Annotated in this window: 22 protein-coding genes; 14 read left to right on the forward strand and 8 right to left on the reverse strand. The window is 38.2% G+C overall.

Annotated elements, in window-relative coordinates; all coding sequences use genetic code 11:
* Nucleotides 1-145: 145 nt before the first annotated feature.
* From tagU to HU235_RS20035, 3 genes are all read left to right on the forward strand, one after another.
* Entirely contained in the window at nt 146-1,093 is a 948-nt protein-coding gene (gene tagU, locus HU235_RS20025) for a polyisoprenyl-teichoic acid--peptidoglycan teichoic acid transferase TagU (protein ID WP_174881356.1), read from the forward strand.
* A 163-nt stretch (nt 1,094-1,256) separates the two neighbouring features.
* The gene (locus HU235_RS20030) at nt 1,257-1,514 is read left to right on the forward strand and encodes a hypothetical protein (protein ID WP_095299721.1); all 258 of its coding nucleotides are present in this window, start codon (nt 1,257-1,259) and stop codon (nt 1,512-1,514) included.
* Nucleotides 1,515-1,633: 119 nt separating this feature from the next.
* The gene (locus HU235_RS20035; protein ID WP_174881357.1) at nt 1,634-2,050 is read left to right on the forward strand and encodes a hypothetical protein; all 417 of its coding nucleotides are present in this window, start codon (nt 1,634-1,636) and stop codon (nt 2,048-2,050) included.
* Between the two features lie 99 nt (nt 2,051-2,149).
* On the opposite strand, the gene HU235_RS20040 is transcribed toward HU235_RS20035, so the two are convergent.
* From HU235_RS20040 to HU235_RS20065, 6 genes are all read right to left on the reverse strand, one after another.
* The gene (locus tag HU235_RS20040) at nt 2,150-2,668 is read right to left on the reverse strand and encodes a PilZ domain-containing protein (protein WP_170944301.1); all 519 of its coding nucleotides are present in this window, start codon (nt 2,666-2,668) and stop codon (nt 2,150-2,152) included.
* A gap of 187 nt (nt 2,669-2,855) precedes the next feature.
* Nucleotides 2,856-3,674 carry a histidinol-phosphatase gene (locus HU235_RS20045; protein WP_174881358.1) on the reverse strand — a complete coding sequence of 273 codons (819 nt, stop codon included), beginning with the start codon at nt 3,672-3,674 and terminating at the stop codon, nt 2,856-2,858.
* A 111-nt stretch (nt 3,675-3,785) separates the two neighbouring features.
* Entirely contained in the window at nt 3,786-4,319 is a 534-nt protein-coding gene (locus HU235_RS20050) for a PepSY domain-containing protein (RefSeq protein WP_174881359.1), read from the reverse strand.
* A gap of 107 nt (nt 4,320-4,426) precedes the next feature.
* Nucleotides 4,427-5,149 carry a PepSY domain-containing protein gene (locus HU235_RS20055; protein ID WP_095299716.1) on the reverse strand — a complete coding sequence of 241 codons (723 nt, stop codon included), beginning with the start codon at nt 5,147-5,149 and terminating at the stop codon, nt 4,427-4,429.
* Between the two features lie 32 nt (nt 5,150-5,181).
* Complete coding sequence (locus HU235_RS20060) at nt 5,182-6,549, reverse strand: sensor histidine kinase (protein ID WP_095299715.1); 1,368 nt, start codon at nt 6,547-6,549, stop codon at nt 5,182-5,184.
* Nucleotides 6,546-7,259: a response regulator transcription factor gene (locus HU235_RS20065; protein ID WP_145581599.1), complete on the reverse strand. Its 714-nt coding sequence runs from the start codon at nt 7,257-7,259 to the stop codon at nt 6,546-6,548. Before HU235_RS20065 ends, HU235_RS20060 begins: the two co-directional genes overlap by 4 nt.
* A gap of 349 nt (nt 7,260-7,608) precedes the next feature.
* On the opposite strand from HU235_RS20065, the gene HU235_RS20070 reads away from it, so the two are divergent.
* The gene (locus tag HU235_RS20070) at nt 7,609-7,797 is read left to right on the forward strand and encodes a hypothetical protein (RefSeq protein WP_095299713.1); all 189 of its coding nucleotides are present in this window, start codon (nt 7,609-7,611) and stop codon (nt 7,795-7,797) included.
* 188 nt (nt 7,798-7,985) lie between these two features.
* On the opposite strand, the gene HU235_RS20075 is transcribed toward HU235_RS20070, so the two are convergent.
* A complete protein-coding gene (locus tag HU235_RS20075) occupies nt 7,986-9,122 on the reverse strand; it encodes a toxic anion resistance protein (protein ID WP_095299712.1) in 1,137 nt (378 codons plus the stop codon).
* A 12-nt stretch (nt 9,123-9,134) separates the two neighbouring features.
* Nucleotides 9,135-9,764, reverse strand: a complete 630-nt coding sequence (locus HU235_RS20080; RefSeq protein ID WP_174881360.1) for a 5-bromo-4-chloroindolyl phosphate hydrolysis family protein — start codon at nt 9,762-9,764, stop codon at nt 9,135-9,137.
* A gap of 171 nt (nt 9,765-9,935) precedes the next feature.
* Between HU235_RS20080 and HU235_RS20085 the strand changes: the two genes are divergently transcribed.
* The 10 genes from HU235_RS20085 to HU235_RS20130 all read left to right on the forward strand — a co-directional run bounded on the left by HU235_RS20085 (nt 9,936) and on the right by HU235_RS20130 (nt 19,526).
* Nucleotides 9,936-11,684 (forward strand): YecA family protein, encoded by a 1,749-nt coding sequence (locus tag HU235_RS20085; RefSeq protein ID WP_174881361.1) that lies wholly within the window; start codon nt 9,936-9,938, stop codon nt 11,682-11,684.
* A gap of 280 nt (nt 11,685-11,964) precedes the next feature.
* Entirely contained in the window at nt 11,965-12,633 is a 669-nt protein-coding gene (locus HU235_RS20090; protein ID WP_174881362.1) for a response regulator transcription factor, read from the forward strand.
* Entirely contained in the window at nt 12,630-13,982 is a 1,353-nt protein-coding gene (locus HU235_RS20095; protein WP_174881363.1) for a HAMP domain-containing sensor histidine kinase, read from the forward strand. The genes HU235_RS20090 and HU235_RS20095 overlap by 4 nt, the downstream gene beginning before the upstream one ends.
* A 342-nt stretch (nt 13,983-14,324) precedes the next feature.
* Nucleotides 14,325-15,260, forward strand: coding sequence for an ABC transporter ATP-binding protein (locus HU235_RS20100; RefSeq protein WP_174881364.1), 936 nt, complete (start codon nt 14,325-14,327; stop codon nt 15,258-15,260).
* Nucleotides 15,238-15,945, forward strand: coding sequence for an ABC transporter permease (locus HU235_RS20105; RefSeq protein ID WP_145581606.1), 708 nt, complete (start codon nt 15,238-15,240; stop codon nt 15,943-15,945). The genes HU235_RS20100 and HU235_RS20105 overlap by 23 nt, the downstream gene beginning before the upstream one ends.
* Complete coding sequence (locus HU235_RS20110; RefSeq protein ID WP_095299705.1) at nt 15,945-16,679, forward strand: ABC transporter permease; 735 nt, start codon at nt 15,945-15,947, stop codon at nt 16,677-16,679. Before HU235_RS20105 ends, HU235_RS20110 begins: the two co-directional genes overlap by 1 nt.
* 399 nt (nt 16,680-17,078) lie before the next feature.
* Nucleotides 17,079-17,588, forward strand: a complete 510-nt coding sequence (locus HU235_RS20115) for a DUF4178 domain-containing protein (protein ID WP_095299704.1) — start codon at nt 17,079-17,081, stop codon at nt 17,586-17,588.
* 12 nt (nt 17,589-17,600) lie between these two features.
* Entirely contained in the window at nt 17,601-18,269 is a 669-nt protein-coding gene (locus HU235_RS20120; RefSeq protein ID WP_095299703.1) for a PspA/IM30 family protein, read from the forward strand.
* Nucleotides 18,270-18,410: 141 nt separating this feature from the next.
* Nucleotides 18,411-19,022: a DUF4247 domain-containing protein gene (locus HU235_RS20125; RefSeq protein ID WP_174881365.1), complete on the forward strand. Its 612-nt coding sequence runs from the start codon at nt 18,411-18,413 to the stop codon at nt 19,020-19,022.
* Nucleotides 19,023-19,130: 108 nt separating this feature from the next.
* Complete coding sequence (locus HU235_RS20130) at nt 19,131-19,526, forward strand: DUF350 domain-containing protein (RefSeq protein WP_174881366.1); 396 nt, start codon at nt 19,131-19,133, stop codon at nt 19,524-19,526.
* The last annotated feature ends 16 nt before the right edge of the window (nt 19,527-19,542 follow it).

The following is a 19,542-nucleotide window of genomic DNA, read 5'->3' on the forward strand; positions in this document are numbered from 1 at the left end:
ACCTTCAAGTAGTGTGTAACTGTCAACTAAATACGCATAATTGGAAACATTTTTTTACAAAAAAAGATTGTGATAATAGTAGGAGAGAACTATAATCTTTTATAGGCTAAAACATTAAATTTATTAAAAAAGGATGAAATGATATATGCGTGAAAAGAAACGTAAGAAGAAAAAATGGCTATGGATCGTACTTAGTATCATTGGGGTACTTGTGTTAGGTACAGGTGGCTATGCAGTCTATTTATACAAAACAGCTGCCGATACAGTTGCTAGCATCCATGAGGATATTGGTAGAGATAAATCAGATAAACGTACAGAAGAAGTGAAGTTTACCGAAAAGGATCCAATTTCGATTCTGCTAATGGGTGTCGATGAGCGTGAAGGTGACCGCGGACGTTCTGATTCATTGATTTTAATGACGGTGAATCCGAATACGCAATCAACACAAATGGTTAGTATCCCTCGTGATACAAGAACAGAAATCATCGGAAAAGGGAAGCAAGATAAAATCAACCATTCCTATGCGTTTGGTGGAACTGAAATGACTGTTGCGACTGTTGAAAACTTCTTAGACGTGCCTGTTGATTATTTTGTGAAAATCAATATGGAAAGCTTTAAAGATACGGTAGATGCCGTTGGTGGAGTAGAGGTTGAGAACAATTTAGACTTCACATACGAAGGATATCATTTTACTAAAGGGACTATTCAATTAGATGGGAAAAAGGCTTTAGCCTATTCAAGAATGCGTAAGGAAGACCCACGCGGTGACTTCGGTCGTCAAGAGCGTCAACGCCAAATCATCGAGGCTGTTATTAAAAAAGGTGCCAACATCTCATCTGTTACAAAATTTGGTGACATGTTCGGCGTCGTTCGTGACAATGTAAAAACAAATCTAACATTCGATGAAATGTGGGATATCCAGGCGAACTATAAAGAAGCTAGCAAAAAATTAGAACAGTTCCAAGTAAAAGGTGCTAATGAGAGAATCGACGGTATCTGGTATTATTTAGTTCCTGAAGAAGAACGATTAGCATTATCAAATCAACTGAAGGAGCATTTAGAAATTCCCGCAAACACTGCGAACGCAAATTAATTGGAATGCCAGCCTGTAGGGGCTGGCATTTTTTTGTTGTTGGGGACTGTCCCCACTTTGTGATTTTAACGCATTAACTGATTGGGGGACTGTCCCCCATATGAATAATTTTAATTTCTAACCATATCCTATAAGGTAAGCGGATATTTGGGAGGGATATATAATGGAATTATCTTTTGGTTTTATTGTATCCATAGTGATTGCAATTTATTTAGCAATTGATGCTCCTAAGTTCAATCGTAGCCCTTGGTTATGGGGAATTTTAGGATTCTTATTCGGACCAATTGTTTTAGGTATTTATTTAATCGTTACTGGACGAAAGGTCGTAGGCTGGATTATTTTAATTATCGCTATCCTTCTAATATTATTATTTATTTTGCTTTTTGCTGCAGGAATGTTTTTGATTTTTAGTGGAATGTAATTTGGGGACTGTCCCCGCTTTATTATTTTAACGCATTGCTATGATGGGGGACTGTCCCCCATTTTTTATTTACGTGGTATAATGGGTAAAAATGATATGTGGGGCGAGTGAGAGGTTATATGGGAGAGTGGATTCGTTTTTTTGTTGAGATTATGAATAATATTCATGATCTATTAATTGTTGTGTTGAATGATGTGTTAGGGCTGCAAATGTCTGATAAGGATATGCATTTTTGGATTATGGGGTTTATTGGGATGACAACGTTTGCGTGTGTATATGTAGTGTCAAAGTGGTTGTCTAAATTACCATATGGTATCCAGATCATTGCCTTTTTATATACATTAACCTTTATGTTTGTACTCGTATTCGCGATCGAAATCCAACAAGGGATAACGAACAGAGGAAATATGGAGTTTGCTGATGCGATCATCGGTCTATGGGGATTCTTTGCCATATTCTTCATTTATGTCGTAATTGCGATTTTCTTTATTTTCATTCGCTTCCTTTTTCGCAAGGTGAAAAATAAATATAACTAAAGCTGATTATGTTGGGGACTGTCCCCAACCAGCTATTACATTTTGATTTTCCCTAGCTAGTTTTTTAGAAATACTGTCTTTGTAGGGACTGTCCCCACATCAGCGGGCTTTTTTCAAGGTTTCGATTTCTAGTTGTAGTAGGGTGTTTGTTAGGTTTATCATTTGTGAGCGAGAGGAGTGGTTGAATTCGACTCCGTATCCGTAAAGTTCGTTTTCTAATAATTCTTCTCTTCTTACAATTTTCCCATGGATTGCATAGTTTTTCTCTTTTATTTGAAATTTCACCTCTATTGTGATGTTACCTTTTACTGGTAGGTCTTGCTTTGTCGTAAATTTTAATCCTCCCGCGCTTATATTATCAATATATCCTTCAAATTCCGTATTGTTCATCTGATTATCTAAGCTTCCAAAATGAATAATTTCAATTGAACAAATAACATCCTCAATTCCCAGTCGATAGTGCTTTCGTCTATTCCCATTTAACCGTTGTTCCCAGCTTTCCTCACTATCGATTAGAGATATTTGGTCCCCCTTTTTATTTAACAAGTATTCCCCTCTTAAATATAATACGAGCAACACAATGATAAAGATCCCTTGTATGATTAAGATATACTCCATTCTCAACTCTCCATCCACCATTTTAAACCGCTTTCATTCTCCGTGAGAAAAATAGCTTTACCAAGTCCGGAAAAGCTATTTTTAAATTAAGTCTAGATGTCGTGTTGAAGCTGCTTATATGTATAAGTAATCAATTTTTATCTTTACTGCTAGTTTATCGTGAAATAGGTCAAAAGTCCACCAAACATTATAGGCTAGTCATCACCCTTTTTTTCTCAACAAAATATGCCCATTCTTTAAAACCAATTTCCTTCAATCTTTTTCTGACAAGGTCGAAATCATCACAAATTCGTTCTGGTTTATGGGAATCTGAGCCAAAGGTTACCTTAACATTGTAATAAAGCGCCCGTTCTAAAATATCGTCAGCAGGATACCAGCCACCACAATCCTTTGTTTTTCCTGAAGTATTAATTTCAATCGCGACATCTGAATCAGAAATGATTTTTAATGTTTGTTCAATAATATCAGTCTTGATATCGGAAAACGCTGGATAAAAGCCTTTCATCGCATCAATATGTCCAAGGATTTGAAACAAACCACTTTTTGCTGACTGTTGGATAAGAGTGTAATATTCCTCTTTCACTTTTATCTGTTGTTCTGTAGACAATCCGTCCCAGCGATCTTTCTTAAAAATATTGACATCTTGTACATAATGAACAGACCCAATAATATAATCAATAGGATGTAAGAGGTATTGATCACGGTAAATGTTTACATGGTTTGGGAAAAAATCACTTTCTACACCTAAAAGAACATGAATTTTATCCTTGTATGCTTCTTTCAGACGGAGGACTTCTTCAATATACGGAACAAATTCACTTTTTGCCATCGCAATTGTTGGATAGAGCTGATCCTCATCACTATAAAAATAAGGTGAATGATCGGAAATACCAATATAATGTAGTCCATACTCAATCGCTTGCTTTACATAATCCTCAATTGTCCCTATCGCATGACCGCAACGATGATGGTGGGTATGCAAATCAAATTTAACAGTACTCGTCATCTTTATTCCCTCCTACTAAAATTACCCAATCTCAATACCTATCATAGCGTAGATTTTTGCTTTTATCTAGATGAAAAGGGCCAGTCTTGGGGACTGACCCTTCGATTTTGCTTACTCATCATCATGCTCTAGCTCAATGATTTCCTTTGTTTCAGCGTTTACTGTTATTTCTGCTTCACCGTTTGCTGTTCTAAATTCCATGTTATATTCATAACGACCGTCATCATCATCCAATTCAATTTCAATTAGCTCTCCGTCAATTTTTGTTTTAGCGATTTCAATTGCTTCTTTTTCTGTAATCACCGTTTTATTTTTAGCTGTTGCATTCGTGTCATCAAAGTCATCATCATCGTCGTTGTCGTCACGCTCATCTACTCTTGAAATAGCTGCTGTTGTACCATCAACATGAATGTCATATTCCTTATTATCTTTATCTACCTCTACTTCATAAGTTGACTTACCATTTTCCATTTCAAGCTCGACATCCTCGACAACCCCATCAACCTTTTTTTGCGCTGCTTCCTTCGCTTTATCAATCCCTATGACATCAGCTGGTTGTTTTTCCTCTGCAAAGCTATGATTGATTGCTACTCCGCCACCAAGAACAACAACGGCTGCTAATGTAATCGCAATAATTTTCTTCATTTCTTTTCCTCCTAAGATTGTTTTTCTCTTACATGTACTACTTTAAACACCTTAGATGAGAGGAAAGAGAGAGAAAGATTAAAATTTGATGAGAAAATGATAATATTTTATTCAGAGTCATCGTCATCATCATCTATAGAGCTATCAAAAATATTTCTTAATTCACCAGTATAAGCATCAATTTCATAGGTTTTTTCATCATCTTCTCCTTCGATTTCGACAAGGTAATAAGGAGTTGGCTCACCAGAAGGGAAAAATTCTACGTCTTCAACCTCCCCCTCCTTCTTAAACTCTTTCTTGGCAATCTCTATTGCTTCCTCTTCTTCCAACAAAGGTTTTGCATTTGGCGTTTCTTTCGTTGTCTCGCCTGTGTAAGCATCAAGCTCTAACGTAATCTCTTCGTTATTTTGATCAATGACTGCTACATAATGAGGTTTTTCTCCTTCAATTAGCTTCAGTGATTTAACTGTCCCTTGAGAGGAAATTCGTTCTTTTATCTCGGCTTCAGTTAATTGCTTTGGTTGCTCCTCTGTTCGTTGTTCTTGTTTGTTCACTTGCTTCTGTAGCTGAGAAACTGAGATTATATCACCACTAGTTGCGTCAATTTCTAGTTGGTAGAGCCCTGTCTCAGCCTGAAGCTCAATTTGATATTTATCATTTTGCTTAGTTGTTTTTATGATTTCACCAGCATATCGTTCCAAAGCTACGTTCTTTGCTTCTTCCTCTGTTAATGCTTTTGCTGAAAAAGCCGGTGAGAGCCATTGGAAGCCAATATAGACAAGAAGGATAGCTGCTAGGACTATGCCGATTAGCCATATCGTTTTTTTCATTTTTCCACCTCTCTAAACGTTTATTGCTTGAATTATAGCTTAGGAAAATGAGAATTTGCTGAGAAAAACAATGTTACAGTTGTCCCAACTCCTTCAAGACTGTCGAGCTCGATCCGAACATTGATTGCGTCGGCAATTTCCTTTGCCATCGAAAGTCCTAAGCCTGTCCCTCCTTGCTTTCGGCTTCTCGCTTTGTCGACACGGAAAAATCGGTCAAACACTTTCGGCAGGTCACTCTTTGGTATCCCAATTCCCCTATCCTCTATTTTGATGTAAGGACTTTCCTGAAGTTTACCTATGTGTACAGTTATTTCGTCTTCACTATATTTCCTTGCATTGTCAAAAAAGATAAAGAGTAGCTGCTTTAGCTTTTGCTCATCCGTTATTGCAAAAATATCTTCCGTACTTTGAATGTTGATTTTTCGCTGGTACGCATTTTGAAAGACCTTTGCCGATTCTGTTACTGTTTCGGGTAAATTCATTTGCTTCATCTCAAGCTTCCATTGGTCGTCATGTCTTGCAAGAAGCAGGAGTTGTTCGGTCATTTCTCGCATTCGGATTGCTTCAGAATGGATTGCCTCAACCGACTCGTCAAATAATTCCGGGCGATCCTTCCCACGTCTTTTTAATAGATCAGCATAGCTTTCAATGATCGTTAACGGTGTTTTTAATTCATGTGATGCATTTGCAACAAATTGCTCCTGCTTCTCAAAATTTGTTTTTAATAGATCGATCATATGATTAAATGTGCTCCCCATTTCAAAGAGCTCATCCTTAGATTTTTTATTAAGTGTGAGGCGTTTAAATTGACCGCTTCGTTGAATTTCCTTCATCGTGGCAATCATCGATTGAATGGGCCGGGTAATAAGATTACTTAAAATTCGACTTGATAATATAACAGGTATCATCGCAATCAGCGTTACGATAATTAACACAATGCGAAGAGTTGATAAAATTTCTTCGATATCTGCGATGCTGCTTGTTAATTGTAGGTTTACAACGCTTCCGTCAGACCAAATAATTGGTATCGATGCGAAGGCATACTTTTTTTGCTGAAAGGTGATGATTTTACTTGTTTCCCCTTGGTAGTATTCCGTTTTTCGTTCACTTAATTGTTTTTCTGTTATCGATGTACCGGATATAAGAGATGCTTCATTTTCAGCTATGACTTGAACCTTTCCGTTTATCGGCACATAGGCACGAAGCAGCTCGTTTGGGTTGATTTGTTTTATCCCTTGGCTGATATCCTTAGCTACTTTTTCAGTTTCTTCCTTTATTTGGTTTCGTTCATTCGCTATCATGAGGTTGCTAAAAACAAGATAGATTGAGATGTTCATGATGAGTAATAAACATACAAAAAGGACTGCTGTGTATAGGTTGATTTTATTTCGTAATCTCATTTTGCGTCCTTTAGCACGTACCCAACACCACGAACGGTATGGATAAGCGGTGCTTCAAATGGATAGTCAAGCTTTTTTCGAATATAGCGAATGTACACATCAACAACATTGGTATCACCGTAGTAGTCATAGCCCCAAACAGCCTCTAGTATTTGATCACGATTTAGCACTTGACGCTTGTTTTTGAGCAGGTAGAGAAGCAGGTCGTATTCCTTTGGTGTTAGGTCGATTTCTTGATTTTGTCTGATAACCTCACGGGTTTTTTCGTTTAGTTTTAAATCAGAGATAGTAAGCCACTCATCAGCTTCTCCTGTCTCTGCTTCCGTTTGTGTTGGCAGATTGGAGCGCATTCGTAAAACCGCACGGATTCTTGCGAGCAGCTCCTCGATTTGAAATGGCTTTGTGATGTAGTCGTTTGCCCCTAAGTCAAGACCAGATACTTTATCCTCAACTGAGCCCTTTGCCGTTAAAAGGATAACTGGTGTTACTAAGTCATTCGCGCGAATTCGCCGAAGCAATTCAATACCACTTAGCCCAGGTAGCATCACATCGAGTAAAATTAAATCCCACTTTCCATTACGATAAGCATCAAGCGCCTCCACTCCATCCATCGCCTTCCCTATCTCATACCCTTCATAACCAAGCTCAAGCTCAAGCAAACGCAAGATTTTCTCTTCATCTTCAACAATCAGAATAGTTTGTTTGTTCATTTTGAAAAACCTCCTTTTGTAGGGACGTTTGGCGGGGACAGTCCCCACCACCTTTGTTTTGGGGACTGTCCCTCTCCGTTCATTTCCTTACTTTCATCATACCAAAACGATCCAATCAATATCTATTTTTGAAGGTTTATGATTTTTTTGGGGACTGTCCCCAATTTCTATTGTTTCGCCCACCTTACAAGCTAGAAACCTATTAATATTAGGATTTATCGCTTATTGGGGACAGTCCCCAATAAGGGGCGGGGGACTGTCCCTCGGGTTTGAGGTGTTAGTTTTTCACGTTTAGATTTGTTTCTTTTTGACGAGAATAGGTGCTAGAAGGATTTAGGAGGTGTATGGTGTGACGAAGAAACAGATTGCTATTTTTTTGCTTATTCTTTTTTATTTATTGTCGGTTGGTAGTGCATATGCTTTTAATGGAGACACTACTGTTGAGGAACCGAGGGAGCATTCGCCACAGAGGAAGATTGAAAGAGAGCTTAAACAATTGCCAGATGAATCATTTCTTGAACAAGATGAGCGAAGTTAAGGCTGATTCTTTCTCTAGACTTTCCCATTAGGTCTAATTAGGTCATATTTTTATAAAATTGAAAGCATCCATTCAATATTAAAAAACAATCGTTATAAATAGTTGTGTCATAAGCAAGGATTGGGGACTGTCCCCCATCCAAAAAAACGAAGCCCCTTCTCATATTAACCGAGATGGGGCTTCGTTTTTTATAGTCTTGCTAACTTATTTTTTAAATCTGTTTCCATTGAAGCAAGGTCCTGTTCAGCCTGAAGGCGTTTTGCACGTCCTTCTGCTTGAATTCGCAACGTTTCCTCAAGTGTTGAGACAAGGTGGTCTTGGACCTTTTTCAGCGTATCGATGTCGACGAGACCGCGTTCGTTTTCCTTCGCTGTTTCAATTGTGTTCACTTTTAGTAATTCAGCATTTTTCAGCAATAAATCATTTGTTGTTTTTGAAACAAGCTTTTGCGCTTCAACAGCATTTTTTTGTCTAAGAAGTGTAAGGGCGATGGCGACTTGGTTTTTCCAAAGCGGGATCGCTGTTGTAATCGACGATTGAATTTTTTCGACTAGCGCTTGGTTCGTGCTTTGGATTAAGCGAATTTGCGGTGCGCTTTGAATCGTAATTTGTCTGCTCAATACTAAGTCATGTGTCCGTTTTTCAAGACGGTCAGCAAATTGCATGAGGTCGTTTACCTCTTGGAACGCCATTTGGTCTTGGGTTAGTTCGGCCTTCTTTTTCATCTCAGGAATAAGCTTTTTCTCTAATTCCTCGAGCTTCAATTCACCAGCTGCAATGTAGACATTCAAGGCGTGGAAATATTCCTTGTTCTTTTCATAGAGTTGCTCTAAAACATTAATATCGCGGAGCAGCTCATTTTTTGAATGATCCAATTTCACACTAATTCGGTCAATTTGTGCTCCCGTTTTTTGATAGCGTGATAACACCTCTTGAACAGAGTTTGAAATTTTTCCAAACATCCGTGTAATCAGGTTTTTCTTTTCAGGCTTTAAATCATCCGGGCTTACTTGCTCAAGCCGTTTCATTAAATCACTAATAATTTCGCCGATTTCTCCGCTATCCTTCTTTTGCACATGGTCGAGCATCGTGTGCGAGAAGTTTAATAGCTTTGATTGAGCTTGAGTTCCATAAAGTGAGATCGCCTGTTGATTTTTCGGGTCAATTTGCGCCGCAAGCTCAATCGCCTTCTGACGATTTTCTTCAGGTAGTACATCGATTAATCGCTTCGGCTTTTCAACTGCTTGTTCGTCCTTATCAATAACTAGTTCATTTTCCCCAAAAGGATTCGCTAATAAATCATCTAGTTCGTTGTGTTGATTCATCCTCATAACTCCTTACGTTCGATTATTCGTTTTATCAATAGTAAGCTTGGCAACATCAATTTCAAATTGCAGGTTATCTAGATCCTTTGCAAGAACATCATATAAATCCTTTTCTAATGTTTCGCCTAAACTTGAAATAGTCCTGCGCGTCTCACTTAATGAAATGCTTAATTCGGCATTTTTCTTCGGCTGTGAGGCTAAAAAGGCGTATTTTTCACTAATTTCTACTAATGAATCTAAATGGGAATAAAAAAATGGTTCGACGAGATAAAAACGCTTTGGCTCATTTTTGACAATCGTATAAATTTTGTTCACGACTCGATAAATCTCAAGATTTTGTTTAATTGATGAGAGCGAGCGAACATGTAAGAGCGATTTTCGCAGCCTGCTGATTTTTTTGCTCGCCTCTTGTAAATTTTTCTTAATGTATTTGTATTCTTTGCGAGAAAGTTGATTCTGTTTTAAAAATTTTTGATTTGTTATCCCTTTTACAGAATAGTAAGCGACTGCTCCTCCACCTACGGCATATGCGCTGGCGAGCAGATAAGGCTGGCTAAGTGCGAAATAGCTGACAAGCCAAACCGTCCCTGTTGAAACGGTCGCTACCGATGAGCGTATAAAAAAATTTGCAATTTGCCTCATTTATATCGACTCCTATTTGAAGTGAAATCTTATCTTTATCATACAACTTATAGTACGGATATTGAAGGTAGAAAGTTTCATTTCAATCATGAAAACTTGAATAGTTTTCTTTAATCATCTAAAATCACATATGTCTGTAAATTTAACTGTAAAGATAGATAGGTGATATTTTTGGCTATAAAACGAAATGATCCATGTCCATGTGGAAGTGGAAAAAAATATAAAAAATGCTGTTTGCAAAAAGAAAGCATCATTCAGCTACATGAAGTAAAGGAAGAGAAATTTTTTCAAGCGAAACAAGCGCTCGTTTTACAAGTGCGTGATTTTATCACAAAGCAGGTCCCTCCTACTTCATATTATCAATTGCAATCAGAATTTAAAAAACGGACAAATTACAAAATTGAGGAAAGACTCGTTAAAGGCCTTTTTCAATATTGGCTTTATTTTTTCCATCGCTTTGAAAACGGACTTCGCGGTATTGAATGGTTTATTCGCGAGACCGGTGGACGACTTTCAGAGGATGAAAGAAAAATGGCGGATACTTGGAATACGTTAACACCGAGAATTGTTCAGTGTGTCGAAAAACAGGACGAGACTCTTACCTTTGAAGATGTCTTCACATCTGAAACGTTTAAGGTAGCAAACTCGAAAGAAAATGTTCCTTATTTTGCCCCATGGTTCGGAACAATCACAATGCTCGAGCCGTTTGAAGACTTGCATTATTTCAACGGTGTTCGCAGCCTTGAAGGTCCCGATGGGGTGGCTCGTGCTATGGCAAAGGTACAAGCTCTTGTTGAAGAGAAAAAGCAGGATCATCAACAAATTTTACTAGATTATTATCCAGAAATTTTAACGGCATTGATGTTTGACGAGCAAAGAGAAAATCAGCCTGACCAGGAAATCGTAGAATATATTCTTCACTATCAAGTTGAAGATGAACTCAAGCTAACTAGCTTCCTTCAAGAGCAACAATCTTTTGAGATTGATGTTTGGGAAGATGAGAAAAAGCAAGGTAGCCTCGCTGGTAGTTGGTATCAATACACAGATAGCGAATTTTCTCAGCCTGTCTTTTTAGCTGAAGTATATGGAAAGCTATTTATTGAAAAAAATAGATTAAAATATAATAGTCTTGCTTTGGAACATGTGAATGAGTTTAAAGCGATGATTCAAGATTTACTTGACCGTGGTGTTTTGACCTTCTTAGAGGAAGAAACTAGTCGTTTTACAATACCGTTCCAAGCAGAGATTCGCGATGTCATGGTGACATTAGACAATGATACACCAAAGTATGTTGCCTTATACGCACAAAATGATATTCGCTTTGTATTCGATCGCCCTCTTCGTCAATTTGATGGTCTCTCGATTATGGAATTAGTTAAGGCTGGAAGATTTGATGATGCCGATAATCTATTAAAACAAATCGAGTATAATATGTATTTACAAGTGAAAAAGCAATTTGACAAAGTTGAGATAACCGCTGATTACAATTCAATGCGGAAGAAGCTCGGTCTTCCATTATCACCATTTGTTACAGGTGGCGAAGCGCGAACATCAACATTAGAGGTTGTCAAAGCAAATCAGCCAGTCGTGAACGAAAAGGATATCGAATACTTGGAACAGCTTGGTTTCACACCTGATACGGTGAACAACTTCTATTCAGATGATATCGTTCAGTTTTATAAGGAAAAAACCGATGGGAAATCTGAAGGGACAATACGTAAATATCGTAGCAGTCTCTTTGATTTAAGAATCATTCTAGAATCATACCCTACCCTCACAAGCTGGGCAGAATGTAACAATGAAGAGTTTTGGACAAAGGTCATCGAAAAGGACTTTCCAGCGCTCTATGAAACCCTATCTAAAACCGCAATAAAGGACTTCACAAGCACCATTAAAGCATTTGCGAAGTGGCTTAAGTAAGGGGGACAGTCCCCACGCTTGCATATTTCACCTAATTATTGGTAAAGGGGCATAATTTGGGGTCAGTCCCCAAATCATGCCCTTTTACTGCTTTAATAAGAAGCATCTACCCTTCAATCATTGCAAAATGATAAGGATAGGTGCTTTTTTTATTTTTTGGGGACAGTCCCCAATTCCACTTGTACAATTAAATTTTGTTGATTATCTTTGTTTTGGGGACTGTCCCCCATATCAATTCTCCTGTAAGATATTTACTATGAAGGAGGGTGTTTCGTTTAGTATGAGACTTTTATATATAGAGGATGATGTTGAGATCGGTCAGTGGGTTAAGGATGAGTTGACGGCTAAAGGGTATGAGGTTGTTTGGTTGACGTCTGGGCTCAACTTGCCGGAGAGCTTCGCTGATGTTGATTTGGTGATTTTAGATGTGATGCTGCCTGGTTTAGATGGGTTTTCCATCGGAAAGCGTATTAAGAGGGCAAAGCCTGAGATGCCAATTATTATGCTATCAGCACGCAGTTCAATTGAGGACAAGCTCGAGGGCCTTGAATTTGCTGAGGATTATGTAACGAAGCCCTTTCACCCCGATGAGCTAGCAAAACGTGTGGAGATTTTATTGCGGAGGTTTGACCGGACAACAACGTCTAAAAGGAAAATAAAGCATTTAGAAATCGACTTTTCTAGCAATCTCATTATCAACTCATTAACAGGTGAAGAAATTCTCCTTACAGGCAAGCAATTTCAAATTTTCTCCTATTTTCTTCGTCACCTAAATCAAATTCTCACAAAGGAGCAGCTCTATGAAGGGGTTTGGGAGGAGCCTTATATTGAGGGAGATAAAACGCTCATGGTCCATATTCGTTTTTTACGAGAAAAGCTAGAAATCAACCCATCACAACCTGAAATCATTGAAACGATCCGTGGAATCGGCTACAGGGTGAGAGCATGAAGCTAGTAAAATCATTACAATTTAAATACTTACTGATCATTTTCTTCGCGGTATTGCTAATCCCATTTTCAATGCCAATCATTTCAACAATTGTCACACTTCCGCTAATGGCCATAGATGATCAGAAAAAATCAGATGCATATGATGGCTTTGAAAAGTTAGAAAAGGAATGGCACAGTGAAGCGAAAAAGTTACAAGGGGCTAGTGATGAGCAAATAAAGCAGCAACTAGCAACCCTTCACAATAAGTACGATGATTCCCATATCTTTTGGGTCGACAAAAACGGGAAAACCCGAGACAAATTCTCGTATAAAAAAAACCTACCTGAGCAGTGGACAGCATCCTTTACTGTTCAATATATGAAGGATCACTATAACTCCGATCCATTTACCGTTGTCGCCTTCCTTGGTAATAACCTATCAGACGGCTTCATGGTCATTGAAGTGAAGCGCTCCTTAGTCGAGCCTCTTCTTCAAAAACATATGAGTCGCTTTGGATACGTTTATATTTACGTTCTAGTTCTCTTCCTACTAGTATTTATTTTAATATCATGGCTATTCTTTAGAAAAATTCATAAACGATTGCTTCGTTTATCTAATGCGATGCAAAATAAAAGTGAGTTTGGAATTCCCCAAACGATTGCCATTTCAAAAATGGATGAAATCGGCCAGCTTGAGGACAGCTTTAATCAGATGATAACAGAGCTAGAACAAAGCCGCCTCCGTGAGCAAAAGGAAGAAACATTACGAAAAGATTTAATCGCTAATTTATCACATGATCTGCGAACACCATTAACAGCGATTCGTGCTCAGCTTTCTCTCCTAAAAGAAGAAGTCATGACAGCAAAAGGCAGCAATGCGCTTGCATCGATAGATGAAAAAATTGATTATGTCAGCAAACTAATCGACAATTTGTTTTCGTACACCCTTCTATCTGCGAAAAAATATCCATTTCATCCAGAAAAAACGGAGATGACTCGCTTCTTAAGAAAAATCGCCGCGAGCTGGTACCCAGTTTTTGAGGAAAAGGACTTTGAAATTGACATCGACATTCAAACTGAAGCAATTAGTTGGGAAATTGATCCACAATGGATGGAGCGAATTATCGAAAACCTGCTACAAAACGTAATCCGACATGCCTCAGATGGCAAATATATCGGTTTTTTCTTAAAAGACGGTCAATTGCTTATTAAAGATCATGGCACAGGCTTTCAGGAAAAAAGTGAACATCAAGGTGCAGGAATCGGTCTTACGATTGTTAATGTCATGATAAACGAAATGGGCCTTCAATGGACGATTGATTCATCAAACGATGGAACGACCATTTCTATCTATTCTCCCCTTTCATAATGATATGAAGGGGTTTTTATTTTCGAGACTTATGTGGGATTGGTGAGAAGTAAGCAGGTGTTCAACCACACAGAAAGCGAGCATTGCATGAGGAAACCACCGAAAAGCTTCACAAATACACCCTAGAAACTTCCTTCCTCATATACACAAATTACGATTTTGAGTGTTATTCAAACGTTTGTTTAAGTGTATAAATTCATTAATTCTCCCTCCTTTCCTGAAGTAGGCTTTCATTTTATTTAACTTTTCCAAAACACCAACCCCCTTTTTTAAACAAAATTTAAACAAAACCGATCCTTCGATTTAACCAACGTCACCTATGCTATACATGAGGTGATAAAAATGAACGAAACATTAATAAAAACAACGAATTTAACAAAATCATTTAAAGGAAATCGTGTTGTAGATAGGTTGAATTTATCGATTGAAAAAGGAGAAATTTATGGATTTCTTGGTCCGAATGGGGCTGGAAAGACGACGACGATACGGATGCTGCTTGGGTTAATGAAGCCATCGAGTGGTGGCATTGAGCTATTTGGTGAAAATGTGAAAGGCAATCATTTAAAAGCATTAAAAAAAATTGGTTCATTAGTTGAGTCTCCCTCTTATTACGGGCATTTAACAGCTCGAGAAAACTTAGAGGCTGTGCGGAAAATTCTTCAAGTACCAAAAAGCCGAATTGATGAGGTGTTAAAAATTGTTCGGTTAACCAAGGATGCGGACAGAGCTGTGAAAGGCTATTCTCTTGGGATGAAGCAGCGACTTGGCATTGCATCAGCGATTTTAGCAAATCCAGAGCTACTCATTTTAGATGAACCGACAAACGGACTGGACCCTTCCGGAATCCATGAAATACGCGATTTGATTAAAAGAATGCCCAAGGATTATGGCATTACTATCTTAATTTCTAGTCATTTGTTAAGTGAAATTGACCAGATGGCGACGAAGGTTGGCATTATTTCAAAGGGAAATATGATTTTCCAGGATTCAATTGAAGTCCTTCGTAATAAAGCGAGAGCAAAAATCGCCATTAAGGTAAAGGATACGATGAAGGCAAAAACTCAGTTACTGACAATGGGACATATTGTAGAAAACGAGAATGATTATTTGCTATGTGAGGATATTTCCGATGGACAAATCGCAAGCATTATTACACACCTAGTTCAGCATGGCCATGAGATTTATCGTATTGAGGAAAAACGAAAATCGTTGGAAAGCATCTTCCTCGACTTAACGAATGAAGGAGGAACGCAGCATGTTGGCGGCACTGCAAGCTGATTTATTAAAGGTCAAACGGAAATGGTTTTGGTTTCTCGTTTTTCTAGGTCCGTTCGGTGTAATTTCACTACAAATGGTGAATTACGGGGTTCGCTATGACTATTTAGTTGGTGGAAGCAAGGATGTTTGGCGGGATTTACTCGGTAATCTTAATAGTTTTACATCACTGGCACTATTGCTAGGAATTACGATTTTAGCATCACAAATTGCTTCAATCGAGCATCAACAGAGCTCCTGGAAGCATCTTCTAAGCTTACCGATAAAACGTCGGGTCGTATATTCATCTAAGTTTTTTATTATTTTGTTTATGCTCCTTCTATCATGTGTCCTTTTATTCGTTGGAACGATTTTTTTAGGACTTGGATTAGGGTTTGGCTCTTCCCCAATGCCGCTCGATGATATTTTAATCAGCAGCTTTTATCCATTAATTGCTGGACTGCCAATTTTAGCGATTCAAACTTGGCTTTCGATTACATTTGACAATCAGGCGATTCCGTTAACGATTGGAATTTTCGGGACAATTGCTCCTTTCTTTTCAAGCAATATTCCTGATTGGTTCATTTGGAAGTGGCCAACATTAATGGGGGATCAGGAACCTATTTGGTATGTAGCAGCTGGACTAGCTGTTGGCATCGTCATTCTTTTCCTTGGGATGATTGATTTTCAAAAAAGGGATGTGAAATAATGTTTTGGAATTTAGTGCAATCTGAATTTTTAAAAATGCGGAAAACTTATATATGGCTTTTATTATTTGTCAGTCCAGCGTTCGCATTTGTTGCTGGATTTCTGACCGAGCAGGTTGAAGGGGCACCAAATGAATGGGTGATCCCACTGGTTATTATGACACCCATCCATACCATCTTGTTCCTCCCTCTCATTATTGGTGTGTTTACAAGCTTCTTATGCCGATATGAGCACAAGAATGGCGGATGGAAGCAATTATTAAGTCTTCCTGTGAAAAGAACGAATGTGTATCTATCGAAATTCTTTCTTACGATTATGCTTATTGCGATTAACCAAGGTCTTGTTTTAGTAGCATGGCTTGCGATAGGGTTTATTAAAGGATTTGAAGACCCGATTCCTTATGATGTCATGGTAAGGAGCTTTGTTGGCGGATGGATTGCCACCCTTCCCCTTGCTGCAATTATGTTACTCATATCGATGGCATGGTCTAGCTTCGCCGCACCTTTAGCATTTAACGTAGTGTTTACAGTACCGAATATTTTAGTAGCAAACTCAGAAACATATGCACCCTTCTATCCATGGGTCCAACCATTCCTCACAATGATTCCAAAAGGTGGCGAAGGACCATGGGGCGGATTTTTCATGTCATTCGAATCACTCGTCTATGCAATAATCGGCGGATTTATCCTCTTCTTCGCCAGCGGTCTTATCTACATCAACAAAAAGGCAGTGTGAGTAGCAATTTGGGGACTCAATTTGGGGACTGTCCCCAAAACAGTGCAGTCCCCAAAGTTATAACACTAAAAACACCGTTTGGGGGACTGTCCCCAAATCAACAGATTTTCCCTTTTATGCTGCAACAAACCTTATTCTATCAAGATTGGGGACAGTCCCCCACTTTAATGACATTAGCTCAAATCCCGCGCAAAACACCCTTTTCGGGGACTGTCCCCAAAAAACTCCCAACCTCCTCTCCTTCCGCCAAAAAGGGACTAATGGCCTATTCGGCGGGGGACTGTCCCCAAAAATCCATTAAAATTATCTGGAAAATGCGAAACTTTCTCCTATTTAATTCGTATTAGGTGTTGTGAGATGATTATAGTATGTTTAAGGATATGAAGTTGAGGTGGGTGCATGAGTTTTTTTAGCAGGTTGTTTGGAAAGAAGGACGATGCTCCTAGGTCCGTCGAGGAACGGAATGTATTTAATCTTCAGCCAAATGATATTGTGACATATGATTTAGAGGATTATAAGGTTGTTGGAAAGATTAGTTATGATGACCATGGCTTCAAATGGTATGCATACCAGCTTGAAGGTGTCGCAAAAACGATTTGGTTAAGCGTTGAGATGGACGATGAGCTTTACCTTGGTATTTATGAAAAGGTAAAATTAAAGCTGGATGAACCGATCCCGAAAAAAATTCGTCATGAGGGAATTACTTATTACCTAGATGAATCAGGGAAAGCACGCGTAACTGGCATTGGAAGAAATCAGAATATTAATGGTATGATTTGTGAGTACTATGATTATTGTGATGAAGAAGAAGAAAAGTACCTCTCTGTTGAAAAATGGGGAAGCGAAATTGAAGTAAGTGCTGGTTATGATATTGAAGAATATGAATTAAAATTTATTGCAAGCAAATAGGAGGAATAAACAATGTTCAAATTTTTTAAACGTGTAAAAACAGTTGTTGACTCAGAGCTTAATGCATTATTAGACAAAGCAGAAGATCCAGTAAAAATGCTAGACCAATTTATGCGCGATATGGAATCAGATATTCGCGAGGCAGAAGCAGCTGTTGCTAAGCAAATTGCCAATGAAAAAATGCTGCAAAAGAAATATGAAGAAGCACAAAAAATGGTTGAAAAGCGTGAAGAACAAGCGCTTAAAGCAGTTGAAGCTGGAAACGATGATTTAGCTCGCCGCGCGCTAGAGGATAAAAAGCTTCACACACAAACAGCGGAAACATTAAAGGAATCATACGAACGTGCGAAGCTTGATTCTGAAGCTGTGCGTAAAAAGCTTGATGAAATGAAGGCTGAATATTATCAAATGAAGCTAAAAAAGGATTCCTTAAAAGCTCGTGCGGAATCTGCGAAGGCAAAAACAAAAATGAACCGTACCCTTTCTGGTATTGGCTCTGATGAATCAAAACGAGGCTTCGAACGAATGGAAGAAAAGGTTCTCCAATTTGAAGCAGAAGCAGAAACAAGTGAAGACTTACGCTCTTCAAACAAAAGCCTTGATGATGAATTCGAATCATTAGAAAAAAATGATGTTGATGACGAGCTTGCTGCGTTAAAACGTAAATTAGGAAAAGAATAACGACCTATTACGTACACACTACAAGTGAATCAAACAAATAAGTATGAAGGGACTGTTTCAATGTGAGGGCTCATCCTTACTAAAAACAGCCCCTTTATCATGAAAACAAATTCATATTCCAAAATGAAAGAGGGTGAGTCAATGAAAAAACCACTTCTTTTTGTTATGCTATCTTTTTCACTCCTTTTAGCCGCTTGTGGAAATATTGAGGGATCAACGAGCGGAACGATTTTCAAAGATGAAATAGCTGAATATATCGATACAAATTATATCCTTCAAGACGTTGTCACAGGTCAGTCAGGATCAAATGACATCTCAGAAATCTACCTCGCAGAAAACAAATCAATCGATGAAGTGTCAAAAGAGCTACAAGATCATGAAAAACCACGTGAAATAAGCGAAAAGGTCAATAATAAGCAAGTCCTTATTTACCAGGATGTTTTTATTAGTCTAACTCTTTCAGAAGATAATCAGGATGACACAATGGTCGAAATATCCTCCTATGACTTTGTCCGGAACAATTATCATCCTAATTATTTCAATGGATTATTTGCATTATGGATTTTAGATGATATTCTTAGGGACGATAATTGGGCAAACAAAAGAGAAAGAAAATGCTCTGCAACAAATGATGACTGCTATCAAGGATATGGAGCATCAGGCGGTACATATAAAAGCTCAACAAGCGGTTCCACTTCTGTAAGAGGAAGCACGTCAACCGTTCGTGGTGGCGGACCTGGTGCCGGAAAATAAAATTTCATTATGCTCAAAAAAGAGTACAGAGGGAAACCTCAGGAGAAACTCAACAAAATTTGCTTTTTTAGTTTTTACAAAAAATGAATATGAGAAAGGATGAATCAGATGGAACCATTTATTTTAACGGCTGTCTACTTCTTAATTGCCATTATTATTGTACTTATTGGATTAGTTATTTTCGAATTCCTTACAAAGAAATATAAAGACTGGGATGAGGTACTAAACGGAAACCACGCTGTCTCTCTATCAATTGGTGGGAAAATCGTCGGTATCTGTATTATTCTTTCATTCTCGATTTACCATAGTGCGAATGTGCTAGATACATTGATTTGGGGCGCATACGGAATTTTATTGCAAATGGTTGCTTATCTTCTATTTGAGCTTTTCACAAGAAAATTCTCTGTTGAAGAACAATTGCAAAAGGGAAATATTTCAGTCGGGATTATCAGCATGTGTGTATCGATCGGCCTTGGATTTGTCATCGGTGCATCGATTACGTAACATAAGGAGACGACTT

Origin of the sequence: Metabacillus niabensis (assembly GCF_902829255.1) — a bacterium.
Lineage (GTDB): Bacteria > Bacillota > Bacilli > Bacillales > Bacillaceae > Metabacillus > Metabacillus niabensis.